A 22,917-nucleotide genomic window follows, 5' to 3' on the forward strand; every position below is an offset into this window, starting at 1 on the left:
TACAAAACGGATAAAGGCAAAATTAAAAATGAGCCCGGTGCAATACCGGACTCATTTTTATCAAGCTGCCTAATGAAATAACCGTGTCTAACTTTTAGGGGTCACTTCAATATAAGTCGGCTTTTTTTATTTACTTCAAATCAGATATCTTTCTAACTTGTGTTTCCTTCTTCTTAAAATTCTTCTTATACTGTTTGAAGTCTTGTTTCTCCACTCTGAATTTCTCTCCAGTAGCAACGTTTTTAACCAGGTAAGTTGTGCGTTTGAATTCCCTAATGTAATAGATAATTAATCCCACTAAAAGGGATATACACAATGTAAATGGAATGGCAATGAGACAGAGAACGAGAATAAGGGCAGAAATCTTATCTGATTCATAAACTCTTTTTAGAACTAAACGTTTCCCAGATGCAGCTTGAGCTTCTTCTAATTGTTGCATACGTTGTAGCGATGCAATCGTGTCATAACTCATGCAAAAGTCCCTCCATTATTTGTTCATTTTACTTAGAGCTTTCTCCATTTGTCGTTCATTCGCTTGTGTTGCGCTACTTGTTACAGTTTCAACACCACGGTAGTTGTATTTAGAGTTTTGCCAGAAGTCGAAAGCGAAATCTTTTAATGGCTTTTCGGATGCATTTCTCTCAACAACTTCAGATTTAAAGATATTTGTGAGCATGTATTCATGATTAGATACATCTTTAATATATGTTTTATTTGTATATTCTTTAATGAATTCATCTCCAAAAGTCTTAATTTCATCTTTAGTTGGTTTATAACTATGAGCATATCTACTAATTTCATCAAATTTTTCATTTGGAGTTTTATTACTTGAAGCTATCTCTGTAATTTTACTCTTCCATTGGCTAGATGTAGTAGTTGTAGCGACTGTCTTTTTGTCCTGGTTGTTAGAATCTTTGCGATCAGGATTTAAATTGATACAAACCATGCATACAATAAATGAAATTAGAGCTGTAGAAAGATAAATTTTTACTACTCGTAAACGATTGATTTTCTCTCCTCTTAATACAATTTTAGGCATGAATAAGCCTATAATTAGAACGATAATTGACACAATAGATACTAGAAATAGTATCACTTCTAATGCGTTTAACAAAAAATCCACTCCTTAAAATTAACATTGGTATAATACCTAAATCATACCAATTTCATGCAACAACTGTAAATGTTCGTTTCTAATTCATTGACGAATCAGAACAGTTGTTCTATAATTATACAAACAAACGTTCTCTTGGAGGTCATCTTATGAATCATCTACTTAAATGTTCGTTCAATCAAAAAATACCAATTGAATTAATTTATTTAAAAGATGCAGGAGATTTCTCTCAAAGAATCGTAATTGTTAGAAAGATATATGAAGATCGTATATTGGTGTATTGCATGCAAAAGCAACAAGTGAGAATGCTGAAATTAGCTAATATACTATCTGCTGATAAAGTAAGAACCAAATATCAGTATGCTTAAACATACATAGTGAGGTGATATTATATGTCGACATCAATTCCTAAACCGCCAAAGAAGAAAGGTGCTTCAAAAAAAGAACCTAGACCGCATATGGATGAATTCGAACAACAAGAGGCTGCTGAATTAATTCAATTAGCAATACAAGACGAAACAGAATTAGTGTTTACTGTGTATCAGAAGTATAAAGAGCCAGATATTATTCAAGGTAAAATAATTAAACTTGAACAACAAATGGGTAGGATTGTAGTGAGTGATGGCCCAAATATAATACATAAAATTCAATTCATGGATATTTTAAAAATCGAAACGCCTAGTTAATTTAGCTAGGTGTTTTTTACATTCCCATAAATTCTTTATCGAAATAGAACTTATCCATTAATTTATTTACAATCCCGTTGAAATAAGCGAATTTACCTTTCTTCATTTTTACTCTAGATTTAATTTTCATAACAAACTCTTTAATAGCTTTTAAGCCAATAGTAAGTTCTTGGTCTTTAGTAAATGCTTTATCACCTGTTGTATGGTTAACGATTTTATTACACTGTCTTACGACCTTCCACAGTTCTTGAATTGTTATAGATTCACTGTAAAAAGAGCGAACTAAAGAAATAAAACGCTCTGGTACCCAGTGAGCTACAAAATCAGCTTGTTCAATATTCTTTTCTAGAGTATTGCTATGCTCATTACTATTACGTTTGTTTATATCTTTTATATTTTGTTTTAAGAAAACAGGTTTTGTTTTAATGGTAGGACACTTTGTAGGGCTTTTTGTATCTACCTTGTCGGACACTTCTTCCACAATTGGTTGAATGATAATAGCATTAGAAGTTTGCAGCATATCTTTTTTACGTTTCATTGCTACTTGTTTAATCATCTCTAGATCCACAAGTTTCTTCATTAAACGTTGTACAGTTTTATATGAAACTTCCATTATGTCAGCAATTGAATTTTTGCATAGGAAACTAACACCTACATATTTACAGCTGTGGCGTTTTAAAATTTCAAGTAATGTAATGAGTTTAGATTGTACATCCGTACGCTTAATAGACATACGGATATTATCTCTGTATGTACGTATAGTTTTGTTTAGTTCTTCCACATCTTTTAATGATGATAAGTTGTGGAAGGATTCTTTAGTTGCGATAACATCGATACGTTTTCTTTCCATATTATATGTCCCCTTTGTGGAAACAAAAAAGCAACGTCACCAATTTGGTAAACGTTGCTGAATAAACCCTGCATGATGTAAAATAACTCATGAGAGTATAGCAAGTGTTTACCTGGCATAATCAGGTGGACGGTATATAGAGTGTTGGTCGCACTTTATATACAGGCTGTGCTCTTTTGTTTTGTCTCGAATTTTTTCGGTATTCAAGACTAGCTACTTGCGGGGCTGGGAAAACAGAGATGTTGTTTTACGGTATTAACGAAGCGCTTCAAAAAGGAGAAAGAGTTTGTATCGCAACGCCAAGAACGGATGTTGTTTTGGAATTAGCACCGAGATTACAAGAAGTATTTCCATATATAAAGGTAGCGGCTTTATATGGAGGGAGTGTAGATAAAGAAAAAGATGCAGTACTAGTCGTTGCGACCACGCATCAATTATTACGTTATTATAGGGCGTTTCATGTCATAGTTGTAGATGAGATAGATGCTTTTCCATATTGTGCAGATCAAATGTTACAGTACGCGGTAAAACAAGCGATGAAAGAAAAAGCGGCGCGTATTTATTTAACTGCGACTCCAGATGAAACGTGGAAGCGAAAATTTAGAAAAGGTGAACAAAAAGGTGTTATTGTTTCTGGACGATATCACCGTCATCCGTTGCCAGTTCCTCTATTTTGCTGGTGCGGAAATTGGAAGAAAAGCCTCAACCGTGAAAGAATTCCTCGAGTTTTACTACAATGGTTAAAGATGTACTTAAACAAAAAGTATCCTGTTTTTTTATTCGTTCCCCATGTACGATATATAGAAGAAATAAGCTCGTTATTGAAATCATTGCATAATAAAGTTGAAGGGGTACATGCAGAAGATCCGATGAGAAAAGAGAAAGTCGCAGCGTTCAGAAAGGGAGAAATCCCATTATTAGTTACAACGACAATTTTAGAGCGAGGCGTAACGGTGAAAAATTTGCAAGTTGCAGTTTTAGGGGCGGAAGAAGAAATATTTTCAGAAAGTGCGCTCGTACAAATTGCGGGCCGAGCAGGGCGGAGCTTTGAAGCACCATATGGAGAGGTCATTTATTTTCACTATGGCAAGACAGAGGCGATGGTGCGCGCGAAAAAACATATTCAAGGTATGAATAAAAATGCGAAAGAACAAGGATTGATCGATTAATGCATTGTTTACTTTGTGATGAGTGTTTTGTAGAAAAGGTTAGTTGGTACACTTTTTTTGTAAAGTGTCATAGAAAATATATATGTGATAGATGTGAGCAGAAACTTTCCTATATTATAGGAGAAATTTGCATGGAGTGCGGGCGACCTTTAGAATTTGTTCCTGCCTCATTTCAAGAAGACGGTATTTGTATAGATTGTATAAGGTGGATGAAAGAAGAGAAGTATCGTTCTTTTAAAAACCGTTCGTTATATATGTATGATGATGAGATGAAAGAAATAGTAGCGCAGTTTAAGTTTCGGGGGGATGCAGAGTTAGTGCACATTTTTTATCGTCCTTTTCGAAGTTTATTTCAAAAGTGTTTTGCCAATGTTTCAACTGTTATCGCTGTTCCGCTTAGTAAGGAAAGGGAAATTGAACGTGGTTTTAATCAAGCTGAGTTATTAGCAACTTGTTTGCCTGTCAAAATTTCTTATCCATCATTAAGAAGAAGGGAAACAGAAAAGCAAAGTAAGAAGACACGTAAAGAAAGGGTGTCAGGAAGCAATACTTTTTATTTTCAGGGAGAAGAGATGTTTTCTGGGCAACATATTTTACTCGTTGATGACGTGTATACGACAGGGATTACAGTTAGGCAAATCGGAAGTTTGTTATATGAAAGAGGGGCAAGGGAAGTATCTAGTTTGACACTTTGTAGAAGTTAATATGACAGTGTCGAAAGGGATAATAAAAAGGCGATAAGTCTTCTTTGACTTCATATGTTGTCATTCGTTATAGTCAAAATATGGGGCGAATGCCCTGATTTTTAGAGTGAAGGGAATGGAATGAACATGCAAGGAAGAGTGAAATGGTTCAATGCAGAAAAGGGATTTGGGTTTATTGAGCGTGAAGATGGTGACGATGTATTTGTCCATTTTTCTGCTATTCAACAAGATGGGTATAAGTCATTGGAAGAAGGGCAACAAGTAGAGTTTGACATTGTAGATGGAGCACGTGGACCACAAGCAGCTAATGTTGTGAAACTGTAGGGTATATTGTTTTGGGAAGAGAAAGCTGCGTTTGTGGCAACGTTATATATATGTAGTAGAACCTCTTGTTTTTCGCAAGGGGTTTTTGTTATAGGGTAAGTTGTCAAAAAGTTGTTTCTTTTCTGTAACGAATTGTCCACAGAAATATTCGTTATTCACGATGTTAATAGGATAAAATAAAGATAGAAACGATGCATCTTTTCATTTCAACAAAAAACGATAAAAAAATCGCAATTCCACTAATTTTTTTAAAAAAGTTAGAAGGAGTTTTTAAGCCAATGTCGAAATTATAGTACATAGGCTTGAAAGGAGGAATTCATCTATGAAATTCAACATTCGTGGTGAAAATATTGAAGTAACTCCAGCATTAAAGGAATATGTAGAGAAAAAACTAAGTAAGTTAGAGCGTTATTTTGATACATTCCCAGAGATTAAAGTTAATTTAAAAGTATACTCTGACAAGCAACGTGTCGAGGTAACAATTCCATTTACTGATTTATTACTTCGTGCAGAAGAAACTAATAGCGATATGTACGCTGCTATCGATTTAGTAGTTGATAAAATTGAGCGACAAATTCGTAAACATAAAACAAAAGTAAATCGTAAGTTACGTGAGAAAGGTTCTATAAAAACGAACTTTATCCTTCCGGAAGCAGTAGCTGTTTTGGATGAGGTAGAAGAAGATGAATTAGAACTTGTACGTACAAAACGATTCGATTTAAAACCGATGGACGTTGAAGAGGCAATCCTACAAATGGATATGCTAGGACATAATTTCTTCGTCTTCACAAATGCTGATACAAACGAAACTAATGTTGTATATGGCCGTAAAGATGGGAAATACGGTTTAATCGAAACTAAATAATAATTCGAAAGCGTAGCCGAAATGGCTGCGCTTTTTTTGTATTGAGATTTTGAATGTGATTATCTCCATAAGTATGTACTTGTTAGGAGTATACTAATTTTGTTTAATTTAGCAATATTTTATAATTGTAAATAAAATATTAATTTTTCTGGAATCAATTGATAGTGTATTTTGCTTTTGTTATCTTAAAATTTCATTATATAGATTTACTTTGTTTCTTTAGTAAAAAAATAAAATCGATATAATGCTACAAATTATCGGAGGTGCTTTTAGTGAGCATTAAGAAAAAAAGTCGTTTTATGTTTGGATCTGTTTTATCGTTAGGTATTTTAGCTAGTACTTTTGCTTTAACCGAACCTGCTAAGGCTGATACAAAGGATGATCATGTAGAATTTACCTTTAGACTTTGGAATGCATATGATTTTACTAATGCACGTCCTAAAGAGACACCTACTTCTATGTATATGCGTGTAAAGAGTAGTGAGAAGGGCGGTGGTTCTTTTAACGTTTGGACAGAAGCTGATAAAAATAAAGGTAAAGGTAATAGAGATTGGGTAAATGTTTCAGGTGAGTCGGGTAAGCATGAAGGAACGGTGAAACCAGGTAAAACGTATCTTTTCCAAAATTACGCATATGAAAACTATGGAAAAAATGTACCTGTGAGATTTGGTGGTTATTCTAGAGAAAATAATGCTTATCCTACTGCTTGGAGTCCTGATAGTGTAAGACCAAGTGGACCTTACACTGAATATTGATTTAGAAATTATAAATTGAAATTATTTATTGTGTAGTACTAGAAAAAGTCGTATAGTTTCAAATCCGGATTATACGACTTTTCCTGCTATTTCATTTTTAAAATAGGAGGAGTTGTAATGAGGTTTATCTCAAGATATATTTTAGTTTGTTTTTTTATATTGAGTATTAGTTTCTTAGTTTCTTGTCAAAAGAAAGTAGATGAACCGATTGTAAATATTGAAGATACTTTAACGGAAAAAGATAATTTGAAAAGTATTCAGTTACAAGAAATTAAGAAAAATACTATTGTTGAACAAGTGTTTTTGAAAAGTGAAAATGGTGATGATTTCTTTCAAGGTCAAATAGAAAGAAATGATAGCTTAATAGAGGATAAGCTTTCAAATAAAAAATTAAAGTCAGGAGTTATACCAGAAAATTATTATGTTTTTTTAACGGGTGTGACGAATAAGAAAAAACCAACGTATCTTTTGGGACGGATTGAACAAATTGATGGAAAAATAATTCAGTGGAAACAAGAAGTTAAGAGTGTAAAAAGAAAAGGTACAAATGATGTTTATCAGTATGAAGTTGAGTTTCCTAAATTTGAAGGAGAGAGAGCAAATGTTTCTTTTCGTTACATTTGGTTAAATAAAGAAAATAAATGTTATGGTGTTGCGGATCAACTGTTCATATTAAAAAAGATTTAAATTTCATTAATGGTTTATGGAGGAGTTGTAGATGAGTTACTTTTTAGGAAGGATTTTAAAAGGTAGGATGTTTTGGTTGTCTGTATTTATTATGTTAGTAATTGTCATTGCTCAATATATTGCTATGTTTGTGACAACTAAAGGATTTAACGATGCTGGGATTATAAAGGTATCTCCATATTTATCTAACATTTTACATTTTAATAGATTACCATTTTATAGTGAATTTTATCTACTTATATTTCCTATGATTTCTGCAATGGCTGTAGCTGGGATTTATAGAATTGATAAAAATTATGGATTTATTTATTCTGTCATTTCTAAGATGGGAACGCGTCATTATTTTAGATTACTTTATTGTATTAATTTTATAGTATCTTTTTTTATTATAAGTGTCCCTTTACTATTTCATTTTTATTTATATGCGATGACTTATCCGACAGTTGCTCCGCATCCGATATTAAATTATATGGCGGCTACTGTTTCACCAACAGCTCAATTTAATACGGTTTATTATGAGTATCCTACTTTATATTTTCTAATGTATGTATTTTTAAATGGTTTATACGGTGCGGTTTTTTCGAGTTTAGCTTTATCAGTTTCGTTTTTTATAAAACGAGTTTATTTTGTTTATTTAGTTCCATTTATTTTACATATTTTTTGGCTTGGTATTGGAAAAGGGATTCTCAATCCTAAAGATTATTTAATTAAAGATTTTGGCTTTTTTGAATTACAAATTTTTCTTAGTGTACTGTTATGTATTTGGTTTTGTTCTGTAGTTCTTTATTTACGGGGGAGTAGGAAGCATGTTCTTTTATAATGTTATGAAAGAAACTATAAGGATGAAATATGTTTGGTTAAGTATTCTCTTTTTACTTAATGTCAGTATCATTGGTTGTTTGTTCAATTATTTTGAAACCGGAATTATAAAAGAGAAAATGAACGAATTGGAAGTTTTGTATAAGGTTATGTCGTTTTATAATTTATCGACTATATTTATTCCTTTAACTATCGTTTTTTCTGTATATTCTATGTCGAATTTTTTTAGTATTTATGTTGTTTACAGAGTGAATAATGCATTGAAATTAGTTTCCATATATTATTTGAAGCTATTTGTTTTTGTTTACTTTTTTGCTGGGAGTATGATTTTACAGTTGTTTTTGATGTCAAATAGGATGGCTGTAACTAGTGTTGATGTAAATTATCCATTATTATTTTGCATTCAATTATTTGCGAGTGTTTTTATATGTATGATAAGTGCTTTATTGCAATTATTTTTACCTAGTTTACTTGTAATAATATGTATGATTACTGCTGTTTTATTAGATAGATTTATATTACATGGATTTTTATTTACAAATGCTTTTTATATAAATGTCTTTGAAGATGCTACTGGTATATGTATACGCTTATTTGTCTGTATTTTTATCTTTTTTATAAGTGTATGGATTTTATCTAAAAAAAGTTATATTTCTATGAATGATGAGACAGGGGTGATCTAGTTTACATTATGATCTTATATTATTTGTTAAAAAGAGATTTACATGTAAGGTTTCGAGATTCCATCAAGATAATGGCTTTTTTATTCTTAATTTACGCTATTATTGCAATTGCTTTTTTATACAATCAGCCTCTTAGTAATGGCAAAGAATCTGTATTAGTAGATGTTACCTTTTATCGATTTTTTCATGGAGTAGACTTTGTGGATTTATCTTATTTTTATAAGGAGGGGCGATTTTCTATCCCTTTTTATTGGATATTCTTTCAAATCACTCCTTTGTTGCTTGTAGGCAATTTTGCTTTTTCAGATATTCAACAGAATGGTGTTTATTTATTTCCTCGTGTTAAGAAGAAGCATTTTCTGTGGTTAACGAAAATGTTATCTTTGTTTTTTTATATAATTATTATTTGGATTGGTATGTATTTTATTTGGTTTAGCGCTTACTATTTGCTTTCTTTAGGCGAGTATAATTTTTTAAATTTATATAGTCAATTTCCTTATAAGATATTAGGTACTATGCTAATTCAAATAATTATAAGTTTTTTATTAGCTTTGATTTTTGAGTTTTTAACTTTTTATATACCGATAACTATTGTTTTTGTACTAATGTTGTTGTACCTATTTTTGTCTATTTTCTTTCATAGTATTTATTTTTTAGGCTCTTTTGTTATGCCAAATCGTTGGTATTTTGTTAATCACAGTTCAATTCAATTGACTTTAGGTAATAATCAATCTATTCAATATAATGATTTACTTTTAATAGGAGTAGTAATTGTTGTTGTAATGATTTTATTAGGTAGTTTTTGTTTTAAAAAACTAGATGTGATAGGTGAATAATTTATGGACAATTATATTAAATGTGAATGTATGACGAAAAGATTAAAAGGAAATATTGTGTTAGATAATATTAGTTTGTCAGTAAAAAAAGGCGAATTTTTAGTTTTGAAGGGGCATAATGGCTCTGGTAAAACGATGATTTTACGCGCTATCTCAGGGTTAATGCGTTTGAATTCTGGAGTTGTTTATATAGATAATGAAATAATTGGAAAACAAAAGCAATTTCCTGATTCTATGGGAATATTGATTGAATATCCAAGTTTTATTCCAGGGTATACTGGTTTTCAGAACTTGAAATTTTTATCATCGATTAACAATAAAATCTCCGATGAGGAGATTTATAATATTATTCAAAGGGTTGGACTTGATAAAACAGATAAGAGAAAGTATAAAAGATACTCTTTAGGTATGAAACAACGTTTAGGGATAGCGCAAGCTTTAATGGAACAACCAAAATTACTGTTATTAGACGAGCCAACTAATGCTTTAGATAGTGATGGGATAAAAGATGTTTTAGATATTTTGAAAGTAGAAAAAGCCAAGGGAACGACTATTGTTGTAGCCAGTCATGATTTGCATGTTCTAGATAATGAAATGGTAGATCGTATTGTACATGTTAATAATGGAAAGTTGGTAGATTAAGAGTGACTAGAAAACATATCTTAATAAGTATTGGATTGTGTCTGTTGCTATGTATATTTGCTAGTTTATTAAGATTTAAAACATTAAATCTTAATAATGAATCTTATAAAGTGGTAAAAGATGAGTTTTTATCTAATAGAACTTTTGAAGATGGGCAAGGAGTTACGTTTCATGCACTTAATCCTCTTGATCCTACAAAAGTTTATGACCCCTATGAAGACCGTGAAGTAGTGACGTATGTTTTACCTTTAGATATTACAAATACAACAAATCGAGATATTAACTTGCTTAGTAATAAGTCTATTTCCGATACAATGTTTTATTCTAAAATAGGTGAGTTTTATAATTTAATCCCTTATTCAATGGAATTACCTAAAAAATATCAGTTTGATCCTGTAATACCTGCTGGTAAAACAGTACGAGGGTATATAGGGACAAATTATTTTATAGGAGATGACCCTTATAAAAATTATAAAAACTTTTCAAATGAATCAACTAAAGTGAAATTCATTTCGTGTATAAAAGATAAGGAAGGGAAATATCATGAATTAGAAATACCGATAAATTAATAAAATTTATGATTGATACAGCTATATTTTAATGTTGTTTGTAGATCTTGCAACATAACAATATCTTTTAAAGTCGGAGTTTTTTTGTAGGTGTAAGTATCTATGGATGCTACACTTGCGAAGTTTCCGGCTTTTTGTAATTGTTGATTTAGATTTTATTAAGGAATTTTTGGTAGTCATATTCTTTAAAAGGAAACTTGAAAGAATATGACTTAGATTTAATACGAAATTTGTAACGTGAAATTGAAATAGCGAGACAGAGAAAAGGAACGTAACAAATGAAATAAAAACTTTTTCTGAATATGAGGCCCGACATCTTGCCGATTGTTGTCATAGTTATAAGACAAGTGTTACAATTATCATTAGGTATATACATTTTAGTTTTTTTAATTAGGAGAAAAATTGGCATAACATACATTTGATTTTTATAACGACTGATTGTAATAGAGAAAAAGAAAAACAATCGGAAGTTTTATTTTAATAAAAAGAGGAGCGTATTTCCTATGATCGGTATTTTAAAAAAGGTGTTTGATGTAAATCAACGCCAAATTAAACGTATGCAAAAGACAGTTGAGCAAATTGATGCATTAGAGTCATCTATTAAGCCACTAACTGATGAACAATTAAAAGGAAAGACGCTTGAATTTAAAGAACGTCTAACAAAAGGTGAAACAGTAGATGATTTACTACCTGAAGCTTTTGCAGTTGTTCGCGAAGCGGCAACTCGTGTTCTTGGAATGCGTCCATATGGCGTACAGTTAATGGGTGGTATTGCCTTACATGAAGGGAATATTTCTGAGATGAAAACGGGTGAAGGTAAAACGTTAACATCTACATTACCTGTATATTTAAATGCTTTAACAGGAAAAGGTGTTCACGTTGTTACAGTCAATGAATATTTAGCACAACGTGATGCGAGCGAAATGGGACAACTTCATGAGTTCCTTGGCTTAACGGTAGGAATTAACTTAAATAGTATGTCACGCGAAGAGAAACAAGAGGCTTATGCTGCTGATATTACGTATAGCACAAATAATGAGCTTGGATTCGATTACTTACGTGATAACATGGTTTTATATAAAGAGCAGTGCGTTCAACGTCCACTTCACTTTGCTATTATCGATGAAGTCGATTCTATTTTAGTCGATGAAGCACGTACGCCGCTTATTATTTCAGGACAAGCTCAAAAATCAACAGAGCTATACATGTTTGCAAATGCATTTGTTCGTACGTTAGAAAATGAAAAAGATTATTCATTTGATGTGAAAACGAAAAATGTAATGCTAACAGAAGATGGTATTACGAAAGCAGAGAAAGCTTTCCATATTGAAAACTTATTCGATTTAAAACATGTAGCACTTCTTCACCATATTAATCAGGGGCTTCGTGCACACGTTGTTATGCATCGTGATACAGATTATGTTGTACAAGAAGGCGAAATCGTAATTGTAGACCAATTCACTGGTCGTCTTATGAAAGGTCGTCGTTATAGCGAAGGATTACACCAAGCGATTGAAGCAAAAGAAGGTGTAGAAATTCAAAATGAAAGCATGACGCTTGCAACAATTACATTCCAGAACTACTTCCGTATGTATGAAAAATTATCTGGTATGACTGGTACAGCGAAAACAGAGGAAGAGGAATTCCGTAACATTTACAATATGAACGTTATTGTAATTCCGACAAACAAACCGATTATTCGTGATGATCGTGCCGATTTAATCTTTAAATCAATGGAAGGTAAGTTCAATGCTGTTGTTGAGGATATTGTAAATCGTCATAAAAAAGGACAACCTGTTCTTGTAGGTACAGTTGCAATTGAAACTTCAGAGCTTATTTCAAAAATGTTAACGCGTAAAGGTGTACGTCATAACATCTTAAATGCGAAAAACCATGCTCGTGAAGCAGATATCATTGCAGAGGCTGGTATTAAAGGTGCTGTAACAATCGCGACGAACATGGCAGGTCGTGGTACAGATATTAAGCTTGGAGACGATGTGAAAAACGTTGGTTTAGCAGTTATCGGTACAGAGCGTCACGAAAGTCGTCGTATTGATAATCAGTTACGTGGTCGTGCTGGTCGTCAAGGGGACCCTGGTGTTACGCAGTTCTACTTATCGATGGAAGATGAATTAATGCGCCGATTTGGTTCAGATAATATGAAAGCAATGATGGACCGCCTTGGTATGGATGATTCTCAGCCGATTGAAAGTAAAATGGTTTCTCGTGCGGTAGAATCTGCACAAAAACGTGTTGAAGGAAATAACTATGATGCACGTAAGCAGTTACTGCAATATGATGATGTACTTCGTCAGCAACGTGAAGTTATTTACAAACAGCGTCAAGAGGTAATGGAGTCTGACAACTTACGCGGCATTATTGAAGGTATGATGAAATCTACAGTAGAACGTGCTGTTGCTCTTCATACACAAGAGGAAATTGAAGAAGATTGGAACATTAAAGGTCTTGTTGACTACTTAAATACAAACCTTCTTCAAGACGGAGATGTAAAAGAAGAAGAATTACGTCGCCTTGCTCCTGAGGAAATGAGCGAGCCAATTATTGCGAAATTAATTGAGCGATACAATGAAAAAGAAAAGCTTATGCCAGAAGAGCAAATGCGTGAGTTTGAGAAGGTTGTTGTATTCCGCGTTGTAGATACGAAATGGACAGAGCATATTGATGCGATGGATCACCTTCGTGAAGGTATTCATTTACGTGCTTACGGTCAAATCGATCCACTTCGTGAGTACCAAATGGAAGGGTTCGCGATGTTCGAGTCAATGGTTGCTTCTATTGAAGAGGAAATTTCTCGTTACATTATGAAAGCTGAAATTGAACAAAACTTAGAACGTCAAGAAGTTGTTCAAGGTGAAGCTGTTCATCCTTCTAGCGATGGCGAAGAAGCAAAGAAAAAGCCAGTTGTAAAAGGTGACCAAGTGGGCCGCAACGATTTATGTAAATGTGGTAGTGGTAAAAAATATAAAAACTGCTGTGGTATCGTTCAGTAATATAGGACGGTAGCTTTGGCTGTTTTGCAAACTTTTATATCAAAAATGTATAATTAAGAAGGATTAAACTCTCTCCGTAATAAGTGGAGAGAGTTTCCCTTGTTTTCATACGAAAGTAACAGCAATTACATAGAGGTGAAGGAAATGGAATTAGTAGAAATTAGACAGGAATTAGAGAAAATGGCTAAGCGATTAGCGGCTTTTAGGGGGTCTCTTTGACCTCCCTACTAAGGAGAAACAAATTGCAGAATTAGAAGAGAAAATGATGGGCGCAGGATTTTGGGATGACCAACAAGGCGCACAAGCTGTAATTAATGAAGCGAATGCGTTAAAAGATATGGTTGGAAAGTTCCGTCAGTTAGATGAGACGTTCGAAAATTTAGAAATCACGCATGAGCTTTTAAAAGAAGAGTATGATGAAGATTTACATGAGGAATTAGAATCAGAAGTAAAAGGCTTAATTCAAGAAATGAATGAGTATGAGCTTCAGTTACTATTAAGTGATCCTTATGATAAAAATAATGCGATTTTAGAATTACATCCAGGTGCAGGTGGAACTGAGTCACAAGACTGGGGTTCTATGCTATTACGTATGTACACACGCTGGGCTGAAAAACGCGGATTCAAAGTAGAAACGGTTGACTATTTACCAGGTGATGAAGCTGGTATTAAGAGTGTAACTTTATTAATTAAAGGTCATAACGCTTACGGTTACTTAAAAGCAGAGAAAGGTGTACATCGTCTTGTACGTATTTCACCATTCGATTCTTCAGGGCGTCGTCATACATCATTCGTATCTTGTGAAGTTGTACCAGAGTTCAATGATGAAGTTGAAATCGAAGTACGTACAGAAGATTTAAAAATTGATACGTACCGAGCAAGTGGAGCTGGTGGACAGCACGTAAATACGACAGATTCAGCAGTTCGTATTACACATACACCGACAAATACGGTTGTAACATGTCAGTCGGAGCGTTCTCAAATTAAAAACCGTGAGCATGCGATGAAAATGTTAAAAGCGAAATTATATCAAAAGAAACTAGAAGAGCAACAAGCAGAATTAGATGAAATTCGCGGAGAGCAAAAAGAAATCGGATGGGGTAGCCAAATCCGTTCTTACGTATTCCACCCGTATTCTCTTGTAAAAGACCATCGTACAAATACGGAGGTTGGTAACGTACAAGCTGTTATGGATGGAGAGATTGATCCATTTATTGATGCTTACTTACGTTCTCGCATCTAATAAGCGAAAAAAAGCCAACGAAATTGTTGGCGCATGCTGAGGACAATAGAGGATATAAAGAATTTGATTTTATTTTTATAGATGAAGTAAAGAGGAAGAGAAGTTGGAAACGACAACTTCTCTTTTTGATGGGATTATATGTAGATTACAATGCTGTATATTGTTTTGTAAAAAGTAGAGAATAGTAAAATAGAGCGGTAATATGGTAAAGATTTATATAGAACTTTCTAATTTTCCTTTTAAAAAGGATGCTTTATAGGAGTTTTTTTAGTTGTTCACAGAATTGAAACAACTTATGAAAGCATTATTTTATCAAGGTTCTCACTGTATTTTTGAGGAATATGAAATACACCTTAGTTTTTCTATATAAAGATAATGCTTATAATGAAAATGAGTGTGTTAGGAATAAAAAGAATATCAACAATGGGGAGCGATAGAAGTGAAAAAGAAATTGTTGGCTATTGCGCTAGGGACATCGGTTGTTTTTGCTTTAGGAGCATGCGGAAATAAAGAAGAGAGTAAGTCTTCGAAACAGTCTGCAAGCACAGACAGCGCAGAACAAATTTTCCAAAGAAGTTGTGCGGGATGTCACGCAACAGATTTATCAGGGGCAACTGGACCTGATTTAAGAAAAGTAGGCGGTAAGTACGACGCTGCAGATATCGAAGAGATTATTAAAAAAGGCCGCGGTTCAATGTCACCAGGACTTATTCAAGGTGAAGATGCGAAAAAAGTGTCTGAATGGTTAGCTGAACATAAATAAAAAAGGTGAAATGGACGAGTTGATAATATAGTCAACTCGTTTTCCTTTTTTCTGGTATGTAACATAACTGTAACAAAAATGTATCCAAATTGGAAACCGTTTGATGTTACAATGGGGTTTGTAGAATTTTGCTGAAATATATTACATAGAGTGGTATTGCTTATGAGAAAGCATAAGTAAACTATCTTCAACAAGGATGACTAAATGAAAATGAAGGATGTCTTTTGTTTTCAGATGTACAGAAAAGTATTTCGAAAAAAATCATTAAGTATTGGGTGATAAATAATGATAAAAATGACGAATGTTTATAAGGAGTACCCGAATGGTATGAAAGCCATTGCTGGTCTTACAGTTAACATTAAACAAGGTGAATTCGTATACGTAGTTGGACCGAGTGGAGCCGGAAAATCTACATTTATTAAAATGATGTATCGTGAAGAGAAACCATCTACAGGATCTATTAATGTAAATGGACTTACTATCGAAACATTGGCAGAAAGAGATGTTCCGTATTTCCGTCGTCAATTAGGCGTGATTTTCCAAGATTTCAAATTGCTACCTAAATTAACGGTATATGAGAATGTTTCGTTTGCTTTAGAAGTAATTGAAGAAGAACCGGATGCAATTCGTGAGCGTGTAACAGAAGTTCTAGGTCTTGTAGGCCTTGAAGATCGTGCAGACGCACTTCCAAGTGAGCTTTCGGGCGGGGAGCAACAACGTGTGGCTATTGCAAGAGCAATTGTAAATAGACCAAAGGTTGTAATTGCCGATGAGCCAACAGGTAACTTAGATATTGAAACAGCTCTTGATATTATGAATATTTTTACTCGCATTAATGAGCGCGGCACAACGATTGTTATGGCGACGCATAATGCAGATATCGTAAATACAATCCGTCATCGTGTAATCGCGATTGAAGGCGGAAAAATTGTTCGAGATGAGATTGAGGGAGGATACGGATATGAAGGCTAAGACCCTTAGTCGACATTTGCGAGAAGGTGTAAAGAATCTATCACGTAACGGATGGATGACATTTGCTTCTGTTAGTGCAGTAACAGTTACATTATTACTTGTAGGTGTCTTTTTAACAGCGATTATGAATATGAACCATTTTGCGACGAAAGTAGAGCAAGATGTAGAGATTCGTGTACACATTGATCCAGCTGCAAAAGAAGCGGATCAAAAGAAATTAGAAGAAGATATGAGTAAGATTGCAAAAGTAGATTCTATTAAATATTCTTCTAAAGAAGAAGAGTTAAAACGTTTAATTAAAAGCTTAGGTGATAGTGGAAAAACGTTTGAGTTATTTGAACAAGATAACCCACTTAAAAACGTATTCGTTGTAAAAGCGAAAGAACCAACCGATACAGCGACAATCGCGAAGAAGGTTGAAAAAATGCAGTTTGTTAGTAATGTTCAGTACGGAAAAGGGCAAGTTGAACGATTATTTGATACTGTAAAAACTGGTCGTAACATTGGGATTGCGTTAATTGCTGGTCTTTTATTCACAGCGATGTTCTTAATCTCTAATACAATTAAAATTACAATTTATGCTCGTAGTACAGAAATTGAAATTATGAAACTTGTTGGTGCAACAAACTGGTTTATTCGTTGGCCATTCTTGCTAGAGGGATTATTCTTAGGAGTATTAGGATCAATTATTCCAATTGGCCTAATTCTAATTACGTATAATTCGTTGCAAGGTGTGTTTAATGAAAAACTTGGCGGAACAATTTTCGAGCTTCTACCATACAGTCCATTCGTATTCCAATTAGCTGGTTTACTAGTGTTAATCGGTGCTTTAATCGGTATGTGGGGAAGTGTAATGTCAATTCGTCGCTTCTTAAAAGTATAAAAAGTTGCAAACATAATTCGTACAAGCTTATCATATAGTAGAAATAGGTAAAGGCATCACACACTGTGTGATGCCTTTTGCTACACCACCTGTGTGTTTTGGAAAGGGGAATTCCGCATTGAAACGTAGAGTTGCAATTATTGGAATGGTTGTTGCATTTTTAATTGGTGCTGGCGGAATGTTTGCAGGCATGTCTGTATTTGGGGTTAACCCATCAGAAGTAACGCAAACAATTTCGAGTGGGAATGCTAGCACTGCGCAAGGGAATTTGGCAAAAATTAATGAGGCGTATGCACTAATTGATTCACGTTATGTGGAAGACGTGAAAGATGAAAAGTTAGTTGAAGGTGCAATACAAGGTATGTTGTCTACGCTGAAGGACCCTTATTCCACGTATATGGATAAAGAAACAGCCAAACAGTTTAGTGAATCGCTTGATCCCGAATTAGAGGGGATTGGGGCTGAGGTGAACAAGACGGACGGTAAGCTTATTATCGTATCGCCAATTAAAGGTTCACCAGCAGAAAAGATAGGAATTAAACCGAATGACCAAATTTTATCTGTAGATGGAAACAGTGTGAAAGACTTATCACGTGAAGAAGCAGTATTAAAAATTCGTGGTAAAAAGGGAACGACTGTCGCAATTGAAATTAAACGTGCGGGAGTAACTGATCCGATTGTATTTAAAATTAAGCGTGAAAAGATTCCGATCTTTACAGTGTTTAGTTCTGTGAAGCAAGAGAGCGGAAAAGATATCGGTTATATGCAAATCACTTCTTTTGCTGAAAATACAGCGAAAGAATTTAAGGATCAGTTAAAAGAGTTAGAGAAGAAAAATATAAAAGGCTTAGTTATTGACGTGCGTGGTAATCCTGGTGGCTACTTAAATAGTGTAGAAGATATACTAGGGGAAATTATGACGAATAAAAAGCCGATGCTACAAGTAGAGCAGCGAAATGGTGAGAAGAAGAAATTCTCTACGGAACTGAAAGAGAGAAAACCATATCCAATTTCAGTATTAATTGATAATGGAAGTGCTTCTGCTTCAGAGATTTTAGCGGGTGCGCTAAAAGAAGGAGAAGGATACGATTTAATTGGTGAAAAGACATTTGGTAAAGGTACTGTCCAGCAAGCTGTTCCATTTAAAGACGGCAGCAACATTAAATTAACGATGTTTAAATGGTTAACACCGGATGGGAACTGGATTCATAAAAAAGGAATTGCGCCAACAGTAGAAGTGAAGCAACCAAATTATTATCATGCGACACCAATTCAAATTGAAAAAACACTTTCATACAATTCAAATGATGTACAAGTAAAACATGCTCAAGAAATGCTTAAGAGCTTAGGTTATGTACCAGGTCGTGAAGATGGATACTTTAGTAAAGAGACAGAATCGGCTCTGAAAGCATTCCAAAATGCAAATGAAATGGAAGCGACAGGACAGCTTGATAAAAAGACAGCTGAAGCGATTCAAACTAAAATTATCGAAAAAATCCGTTCTGGAGAAAATGATCTACAATTACAGTCGGCATTAAAATTAATGGCAAAATAAGAAGAAATACAGGCAGTTTGCTGCCTGTATTTTTTTGTGTTAAACAAACGTTTGTTTAGTTATGATAATATAAAAAGAAAGAATGATATAAATGGTGGTGAATGAGTTCGTGGAGGCATGGATTTTTGAAATAATGCGGGCAGTTGGACGTTTTTTCTTACACCCTGCTGTCTATATATTTGTAATAAGTAGTATCTTCGTTGGATACTTACGTATGTTAAGAGAACGAAAAGATTTTTCTTTTAAAGTTTATGATATTTGGTTTGAACTGCGAACCTCTCTATTTGCAGGGATTGGATACGGATTAGTAGTATCTATTATTACGATTGGGCTTGGACTTGTTGTTTCTAAAGCAAGCTTATGGGCCATTTTAATTTGGACGTTACTATTTGGATTAACGGCTATGTATCGATGTTTATCGGCGGCTTATACATTTAGCATTGCGATCGTATGTGTTCTATTATCTTCTAAGCTACCAGTTTCCTTTTTACAGCTTCGAGAAGGTGAAGAGAGTACCATTGTATCCCTTGTTATTTTACTAGGCGTTATGCTTATTGTAGAAGGCTTATTGATTTCTAAAAATGCAGTAGGATATTCGACGCCGAGGATTAGGCAGGGGAAGCGTGGATTAAAGATTGGTTTACACGAATCAAAGCGTTTATGGATCGTTCCTATTTTTATTCTTGTACCGGGTGATACGGTAACGCAGTTTATTTCATGGTGGCCTGTCGTTTCAATAGGTTCAAATACATATTCTCTATTCCTCGTTCCATTTTTAATTGGATTTATGAGAAATATTAAAAGTTATGAGCCGACGGAAGCTTTATTATTTACAGGAAGACGTGTTTATGGGTTAGCAGGACTTGTGCTCGTTTTAGGAATCGCAAGTTACTGGTGGCACGTACTTGCAATTATCGCGATGGGAGTCGCTATGCTTGGGCGTTTCACAATTTCGATGCAAGAAAAAATTGCCGATGAAACAAGACCAGCGTATTTTGCTGCACGCAATGATGGGCTCGTTGTACTAGATACAATTCCAAATACAATTGGAGCAGAGCTGAAATTACTGCCTGGAGAAATTATTACGAAAGTAAATGGAGTCATTCCAAAAAGCGCCGAGGAATTTTATGATGCGCTTCAAACGAAGACGACAGGAGCATTTTGTAAATTAGAAGTATTAGATACAAATGGTGAGCTTCGTCTTGCACAAACTGCATTATATGCTGGTGGACATCACGAATTAGGTATTGTATTCGTTGAACAGGAGCATGAGTGGGATTCGGAAGCGATGTAATAGAAGGAATGGTATCACCTTGTGGTGGTACCTTTTTTGTTTTTGGGGATGGGAGAGTAGTTAGTAAACGAAGTTTATATCGGCGATTTTGCAAATATATCAGCGCAACTCGAAATATATCGGCGATTATTCGAATATATCGACTTTCCAGCAAAAAACGACAACTATCGCAAAGCTTATTTTCAGTTTCATAGACGGATAACTTGAATAATTATTTGATAATGGTTATCATTTAGGGAGTCTTTTTAATTTTGGAAAATGGAGGTAAGATATGCTGCGTAAATTTTTCTCGTACTATAAACCGTATAAAGGTTTATTTATACTCGACTTTTCTTGTGCGGTTGTCGCAGGATTATTAGAACTCGGCTTCCCGCTTATCGTAAATCAATTTATTGATAAGTTATTGCCAGGGCAAAACTGGACGCTTATTTTATGGGCTTGTTTCGGTTTACTCGCAGTTTATATGTTAAATGCAGGCTTACAATATGTCGTTACATATTGGGGACATATGCTTGGTGTTAACATTGAAACAGATATGAGGCAGAAATTATTTGATCATATTCAAAAGCTATCATTCAGATTTTTTGATAATAATAAAACAGGTCATTTAATTTCACGCCTTACAAACGATTTAATGGAAATTGGAGAAATTGCTCACCATGGACCAGAAGATTTATTTATCGCCGTAATGACTTTAGTTGGGGCATTCTCATTTATGATGATGATCAACTGGAAGTTAGCGTTATTAACGTTCTTCGTCATTCCATTCCTATTATGGTTAGCGCTGTACTTCAATAAAAAAATGACAGGTACATTTAGACGTTTATTCTCAGATGTTGCTGATTTCAATGCATGTATTGAGAACAACGTTGGTGGTATTCGCGTTGTACAAGCATTCGGAAATGAAAAGTTTGAGAAAGAGCAATTTGCTGTGAACAACGCTCGTTTCCGTACAACGAAATTAATGGCGTATAAAATTATGGCGTTAAATTCGTCGATTAGTTATATGCTCATGCGTCTCGTAACGCTCTTCGTCTTAATATGCGGTACATGGTTTGTTCTGCAAGGGGAATTAACGTACGGTGGATTTATCGGATTCGTTCTATTAACGAATATTTTCTTCCGCCCAATTGAAAAAATTAACGCGGTAATCGAAAGCTATCCGAAAGGAATCGCCGGTTTTAAGAGATATGTAGAGCTTCTTGAAACAGAGCCTGACATTGTAGACTCTAAAGATGCAATGGAAGTGAAGCATGTACACGGTGATATTCAATATAACAACATTACGTTTGGATATGAAAACAAAGAACCGATTTTAAATGACATTAGTTTGAAAATACATGCAGGTGAAACAGTTGCGTTCGTTGGACCATCAGGAGCTGGGAAAACGACGTTATGTAGCCTATTACCACGTTTTTATGAGCAATCATCTGGATCGATTCAAATTGATGGAATTGATACGAAAGATATGACATTATCTTCACTTCGTAAGCAAATTGGAATTGTGCAGCAAGATGTGTTCTTATTCTCAGGAACAATTCGTGAAAATATCGCTTACGGAAATTTAAAAGCATCAGAAGCTGAAATTTGGCAGGCAGTAAAACGTGCGCAGTTAGAAGATTTAATTTACTCACAGCCGGACGGTTTAGATACTGTTATCGGTGAGCGCGGCGTGAAACTTTCAGGTGGACAAAAGCAGCGTCTAGCGATTGCTCGTATGTTCTTGAAAAACCCGCCAATTTTAATATTGGATGAAGCAACTTCTGCGTTAGATACAGAGACGGAACTTGCGATTCAAAAATCGCTTGCGGAGCTATCTGTTGGTCGTACAACATTAGTTATCGCTCACAGACTAGCAACGATTAAAAATGCAGATCGCATCGTCGTTGTAAATAAAGATGGTATTGCAGAACAAGGTTCACATAATGAATTAATTGAGCAAGGCGGAGGGTACAGTAGGTTATACGAAGCTCAGTTTAGTTCGTAAATATAATTTGTACTGAATTAGTGCACCATAAGTAGGTAAAAATCTCATATGGGAGGCTGTACAGTATGATTGTAACAACAACTTCTACAATTCAAGGGAAAGAGATTATTGATTATGTCGATATCGTGAATGGAGAAGCGATTATGGGTGCAAATATCGTTCGTGATCTTTTCGCTTCTGTCCGTGATGTTGTCGGTGGTCGCTCAGGCGCTTACGAAAGCAAATTGAAAGAAGCACGTGACATCGCAATGGAAGAGATGAAAACTCTTGCAAGACAAAAAAATGCGAATGCCATCGTTGGTATCGACGTGGATTACGAAGTAGTTCGCGAAGGGATGCTAATGGTTGCTGTGAGCGGGACTGCTGTCCGTATCTAAAGTGAGAAGCCGTGCTGATGTGAAGTGACCCCTAAAAGTTAGACACGGTTATTTCATTAGGCAGCTTGATAAAAATGAGTCCGGTATTGCACCGGGCTCATTTTTAATTTTGCCTTTATCCGTTTTGTA

24 protein-coding genes and 1 pseudogene are annotated in these 22,917 nt (G+C 34.5%); 22 read left to right on the forward strand and 3 right to left on the reverse strand.

The genetic code is table 11. The features are described from left to right. Nucleotides 1-130 precede the first annotated feature (130 nt). Together ACTFSL_RS30325 and ACTFSL_RS30330 are read right to left on the reverse strand one after the other, a co-directional pair. Complete coding sequence (locus tag ACTFSL_RS30325) at nt 131-472, reverse strand: hypothetical protein (RefSeq protein ID WP_440042909.1); 342 nt, start codon at nt 470-472, stop codon at nt 131-133. A gap of 15 nt (nt 473-487) precedes the next feature. Then, nucleotides 488-1,114: a hypothetical protein gene (locus tag ACTFSL_RS30330; protein ID WP_440042911.1), complete on the reverse strand. Its 627-nt coding sequence runs from the start codon at nt 1,112-1,114 to the stop codon at nt 488-490. A 149-nt stretch (nt 1,115-1,263) separates the two neighbouring features. Here ACTFSL_RS30330 and ACTFSL_RS30335 point away from each other — a divergent pair, with 149 nt between their 5' ends. Next, complete coding sequence (locus ACTFSL_RS30335) at nt 1,264-1,482, forward strand: hypothetical protein (protein WP_088338407.1); 219 nt, start codon at nt 1,264-1,266, stop codon at nt 1,480-1,482. A 24-nt stretch (nt 1,483-1,506) separates the two neighbouring features. Next, nucleotides 1,507-1,800 (forward strand): YolD-like family protein, encoded by a 294-nt coding sequence (locus ACTFSL_RS30340; RefSeq protein WP_088338406.1) that lies wholly within the window; start codon nt 1,507-1,509, stop codon nt 1,798-1,800. A 16-nt stretch (nt 1,801-1,816) separates the two neighbouring features. On the opposite strand, the gene ACTFSL_RS30345 is transcribed toward ACTFSL_RS30340, so the two are convergent. Further along, nucleotides 1,817-2,650: a helix-turn-helix domain-containing protein gene (locus ACTFSL_RS30345; RefSeq protein WP_440042913.1), complete on the reverse strand. Its 834-nt coding sequence runs from the start codon at nt 2,648-2,650 to the stop codon at nt 1,817-1,819. 212 nt (nt 2,651-2,862) lie between these two features. On the opposite strand from ACTFSL_RS30345, the pseudogene comFA reads away from it, so the two are divergent. The 20 genes and pseudogenes from comFA to ACTFSL_RS30445 all read left to right on the forward strand — a co-directional run. After that, nucleotides 2,863-3,819: pseudogene (gene comFA / locus ACTFSL_RS30350) on the forward strand (ATP-dependent helicase ComFA); the annotation flags it as partial. Beyond that, entirely contained in the window at nt 3,819-4,523 is a 705-nt protein-coding gene (locus ACTFSL_RS30355; RefSeq protein ID WP_440042915.1) for a ComF family protein, read from the forward strand. The pseudogene comFA and the gene ACTFSL_RS30355, both read left to right, overlap by 1 nt. Before the next feature lie 126 nt (nt 4,524-4,649). Beyond that, nucleotides 4,650-4,847 (forward strand): cold shock protein CspC, encoded by a 198-nt coding sequence (gene cspC, locus ACTFSL_RS30360; protein ID WP_001990088.1) that lies wholly within the window; start codon nt 4,650-4,652, stop codon nt 4,845-4,847. A 322-nt stretch (nt 4,848-5,169) separates the two neighbouring features. Continuing rightward, a complete protein-coding gene (gene hpf, locus ACTFSL_RS30365; RefSeq protein ID WP_000671185.1) occupies nt 5,170-5,712 on the forward strand; it encodes a ribosome hibernation-promoting factor, HPF/YfiA family in 543 nt (180 codons plus the stop codon). Nucleotides 5,713-5,984: 272 nt separating this feature from the next. Then, the gene (locus ACTFSL_RS30370; RefSeq protein WP_000023374.1) at nt 5,985-6,467 is read left to right on the forward strand and encodes a hypothetical protein; all 483 of its coding nucleotides are present in this window, start codon (nt 5,985-5,987) and stop codon (nt 6,465-6,467) included. 117 nt (nt 6,468-6,584) lie between these two features. Further along, nucleotides 6,585-7,154, forward strand: coding sequence for a hypothetical protein (locus ACTFSL_RS30375; RefSeq protein WP_061457874.1), 570 nt, complete (start codon nt 6,585-6,587; stop codon nt 7,152-7,154). 31 nt (nt 7,155-7,185) lie between these two features. Then, the gene (locus ACTFSL_RS30380) at nt 7,186-7,974 is read left to right on the forward strand and encodes a hypothetical protein (RefSeq protein ID WP_440042917.1); all 789 of its coding nucleotides are present in this window, start codon (nt 7,186-7,188) and stop codon (nt 7,972-7,974) included. After that, a complete protein-coding gene (locus ACTFSL_RS30385) occupies nt 7,961-8,656 on the forward strand; it encodes a hypothetical protein (protein WP_440042918.1) in 696 nt (231 codons plus the stop codon). Before ACTFSL_RS30380 ends, ACTFSL_RS30385 begins: the two co-directional genes overlap by 14 nt. Before the next feature lie 71 nt (nt 8,657-8,727). Continuing rightward, nucleotides 8,728-9,492 carry a hypothetical protein gene (locus tag ACTFSL_RS30390; RefSeq protein ID WP_153581143.1) on the forward strand — a complete coding sequence of 255 codons (765 nt, stop codon included), beginning with the start codon at nt 8,728-8,730 and terminating at the stop codon, nt 9,490-9,492. Between the two features lie 3 nt (nt 9,493-9,495). Next, complete coding sequence (locus ACTFSL_RS30395) at nt 9,496-10,134, forward strand: ATP-binding cassette domain-containing protein (protein ID WP_322369205.1); 639 nt, start codon at nt 9,496-9,498, stop codon at nt 10,132-10,134. A 41-nt stretch (nt 10,135-10,175) separates the two neighbouring features. Next, nucleotides 10,176-10,703 carry a hypothetical protein gene (locus ACTFSL_RS30400; protein WP_033671094.1) on the forward strand — a complete coding sequence of 176 codons (528 nt, stop codon included), beginning with the start codon at nt 10,176-10,178 and terminating at the stop codon, nt 10,701-10,703. A 503-nt stretch (nt 10,704-11,206) separates the two neighbouring features. Continuing rightward, nucleotides 11,207-13,714: a preprotein translocase subunit SecA gene (secA, locus tag ACTFSL_RS30405; RefSeq protein WP_000579385.1), complete on the forward strand. Its 2,508-nt coding sequence runs from the start codon at nt 11,207-11,209 to the stop codon at nt 13,712-13,714. A gap of 144 nt (nt 13,715-13,858) precedes the next feature. Beyond that, a protein-coding gene (gene prfB / locus ACTFSL_RS30410; RefSeq protein ID WP_096001716.1) for a peptide chain release factor 2 occupies nt 13,859-14,957 on the forward strand; the annotation gives its coding sequence in 2 pieces (ribosomal slippage) (nt 13,859-13,930 and nt 13,932-14,957; 1,098 coding nt in all). Nucleotides 14,958-15,396: 439 nt separating this feature from the next. After that, nucleotides 15,397-15,720 (forward strand): cytochrome c551, encoded by a 324-nt coding sequence (gene cccB, locus ACTFSL_RS30415; protein WP_000727971.1) that lies wholly within the window; start codon nt 15,397-15,399, stop codon nt 15,718-15,720. 285 nt (nt 15,721-16,005) lie between these two features. Then, nucleotides 16,006-16,692: a cell division ATP-binding protein FtsE gene (gene ftsE / locus ACTFSL_RS30420; protein WP_000594321.1), complete on the forward strand. Its 687-nt coding sequence runs from the start codon at nt 16,006-16,008 to the stop codon at nt 16,690-16,692. Next, nucleotides 16,682-17,575, forward strand: coding sequence for a permease-like cell division protein FtsX (ftsX, locus tag ACTFSL_RS30425; protein ID WP_000645027.1), 894 nt, complete (start codon nt 16,682-16,684; stop codon nt 17,573-17,575). Before ftsE ends, ftsX begins: the two co-directional genes overlap by 11 nt. 118 nt (nt 17,576-17,693) lie before the next feature. Continuing rightward, a complete protein-coding gene (locus ACTFSL_RS30430; RefSeq protein ID WP_000830313.1) occupies nt 17,694-19,130 on the forward strand; it encodes a S41 family peptidase in 1,437 nt (478 codons plus the stop codon). A gap of 91 nt (nt 19,131-19,221) precedes the next feature. Continuing rightward, on the forward strand, nt 19,222-20,424 hold the full coding sequence (locus ACTFSL_RS30435) for a PDZ domain-containing protein (protein ID WP_440042920.1): 1,203 nt from the start codon (nt 19,222-19,224) through the stop codon (nt 20,422-20,424). A 271-nt stretch (nt 20,425-20,695) separates the two neighbouring features. Then, a complete protein-coding gene (locus ACTFSL_RS30440) occupies nt 20,696-22,411 on the forward strand; it encodes an ABC transporter ATP-binding protein (protein WP_000944620.1) in 1,716 nt (571 codons plus the stop codon). A gap of 65 nt (nt 22,412-22,476) precedes the next feature. Then, nucleotides 22,477-22,788 carry a YbjQ family protein gene (locus ACTFSL_RS30445; protein WP_000637521.1) on the forward strand — a complete coding sequence of 104 codons (312 nt, stop codon included), beginning with the start codon at nt 22,477-22,479 and terminating at the stop codon, nt 22,786-22,788. Nucleotides 22,789-22,917 lie beyond the last annotated feature (129 nt).

The organism is Bacillus cereus group sp. MYBK108-1 (assembly GCF_051917185.1).
In the GTDB taxonomy this organism is placed as follows: Bacteria; Bacillota; Bacilli; order Bacillales; family Bacillaceae_G; genus Bacillus_A; species Bacillus_A cereus.

Bases quoted from the DNA above. Each gene is read 5' to 3' on its own strand.
- ACTFSL_RS30325 (WP_440042909.1), bottom strand. From the start codon at position 472: ATGAGTTATGACACGATTGCATCGCTACAACGTATGCAACAATTAGAA.
- ACTFSL_RS30335 (WP_088338407.1), top strand. From the start codon at position 1,264: ATGAATCATCTACTTAAATGTTCGTTCAATCAAAAAATACCAATTGAA.
- ACTFSL_RS30340 (WP_088338406.1), top strand. From the start codon at position 1,507: ATGTCGACATCAATTCCTAAACCGCCAAAGAAGAAAGGTGCTTCAAAA.
- ACTFSL_RS30345 (WP_440042913.1), bottom strand. From the start codon at position 2,650: ATGGAAAGAAAACGTATCGATGTTATCGCAACTAAAGAATCCTTCCAC.
- ACTFSL_RS30355 (WP_440042915.1), top strand. From the start codon at position 3,819: ATGCATTGTTTACTTTGTGATGAGTGTTTTGTAGAAAAGGTTAGTTGG.
- cspC (WP_001990088.1), top strand. From the start codon at position 4,650: ATGCAAGGAAGAGTGAAATGGTTCAATGCAGAAAAGGGATTTGGGTTT.
- hpf (WP_000671185.1), top strand. From the start codon at position 5,170: ATGAAATTCAACATTCGTGGTGAAAATATTGAAGTAACTCCAGCATTA.
- ACTFSL_RS30375 (WP_061457874.1), top strand. From the start codon at position 6,585: ATGAGGTTTATCTCAAGATATATTTTAGTTTGTTTTTTTATATTGAGT.
- ACTFSL_RS30380 (WP_440042917.1), top strand. From the start codon at position 7,186: ATGAGTTACTTTTTAGGAAGGATTTTAAAAGGTAGGATGTTTTGGTTG.
- ACTFSL_RS30385 (WP_440042918.1), top strand. From the start codon at position 7,961: ATGTTCTTTTATAATGTTATGAAAGAAACTATAAGGATGAAATATGTT.
- ACTFSL_RS30390 (WP_153581143.1), top strand. From the start codon at position 8,728: ATGGCTTTTTTATTCTTAATTTACGCTATTATTGCAATTGCTTTTTTA.
- ACTFSL_RS30395 (WP_322369205.1), top strand. From the start codon at position 9,496: ATGGACAATTATATTAAATGTGAATGTATGACGAAAAGATTAAAAGGA.
- secA (WP_000579385.1), top strand. From the start codon at position 11,207: ATGATCGGTATTTTAAAAAAGGTGTTTGATGTAAATCAACGCCAAATT.
- ftsE (WP_000594321.1), top strand. From the start codon at position 16,006: ATGATAAAAATGACGAATGTTTATAAGGAGTACCCGAATGGTATGAAA.
- ftsX (WP_000645027.1), top strand. From the start codon at position 16,682: ATGAAGGCTAAGACCCTTAGTCGACATTTGCGAGAAGGTGTAAAGAAT.
- ACTFSL_RS30435 (WP_440042920.1), top strand. From the start codon at position 19,222: ATGGTGGTGAATGAGTTCGTGGAGGCATGGATTTTTGAAATAATGCGG.
- ACTFSL_RS30440 (WP_000944620.1), top strand. From the start codon at position 20,696: ATGCTGCGTAAATTTTTCTCGTACTATAAACCGTATAAAGGTTTATTT.
- ACTFSL_RS30445 (WP_000637521.1), top strand. From the start codon at position 22,477: ATGATTGTAACAACAACTTCTACAATTCAAGGGAAAGAGATTATTGAT.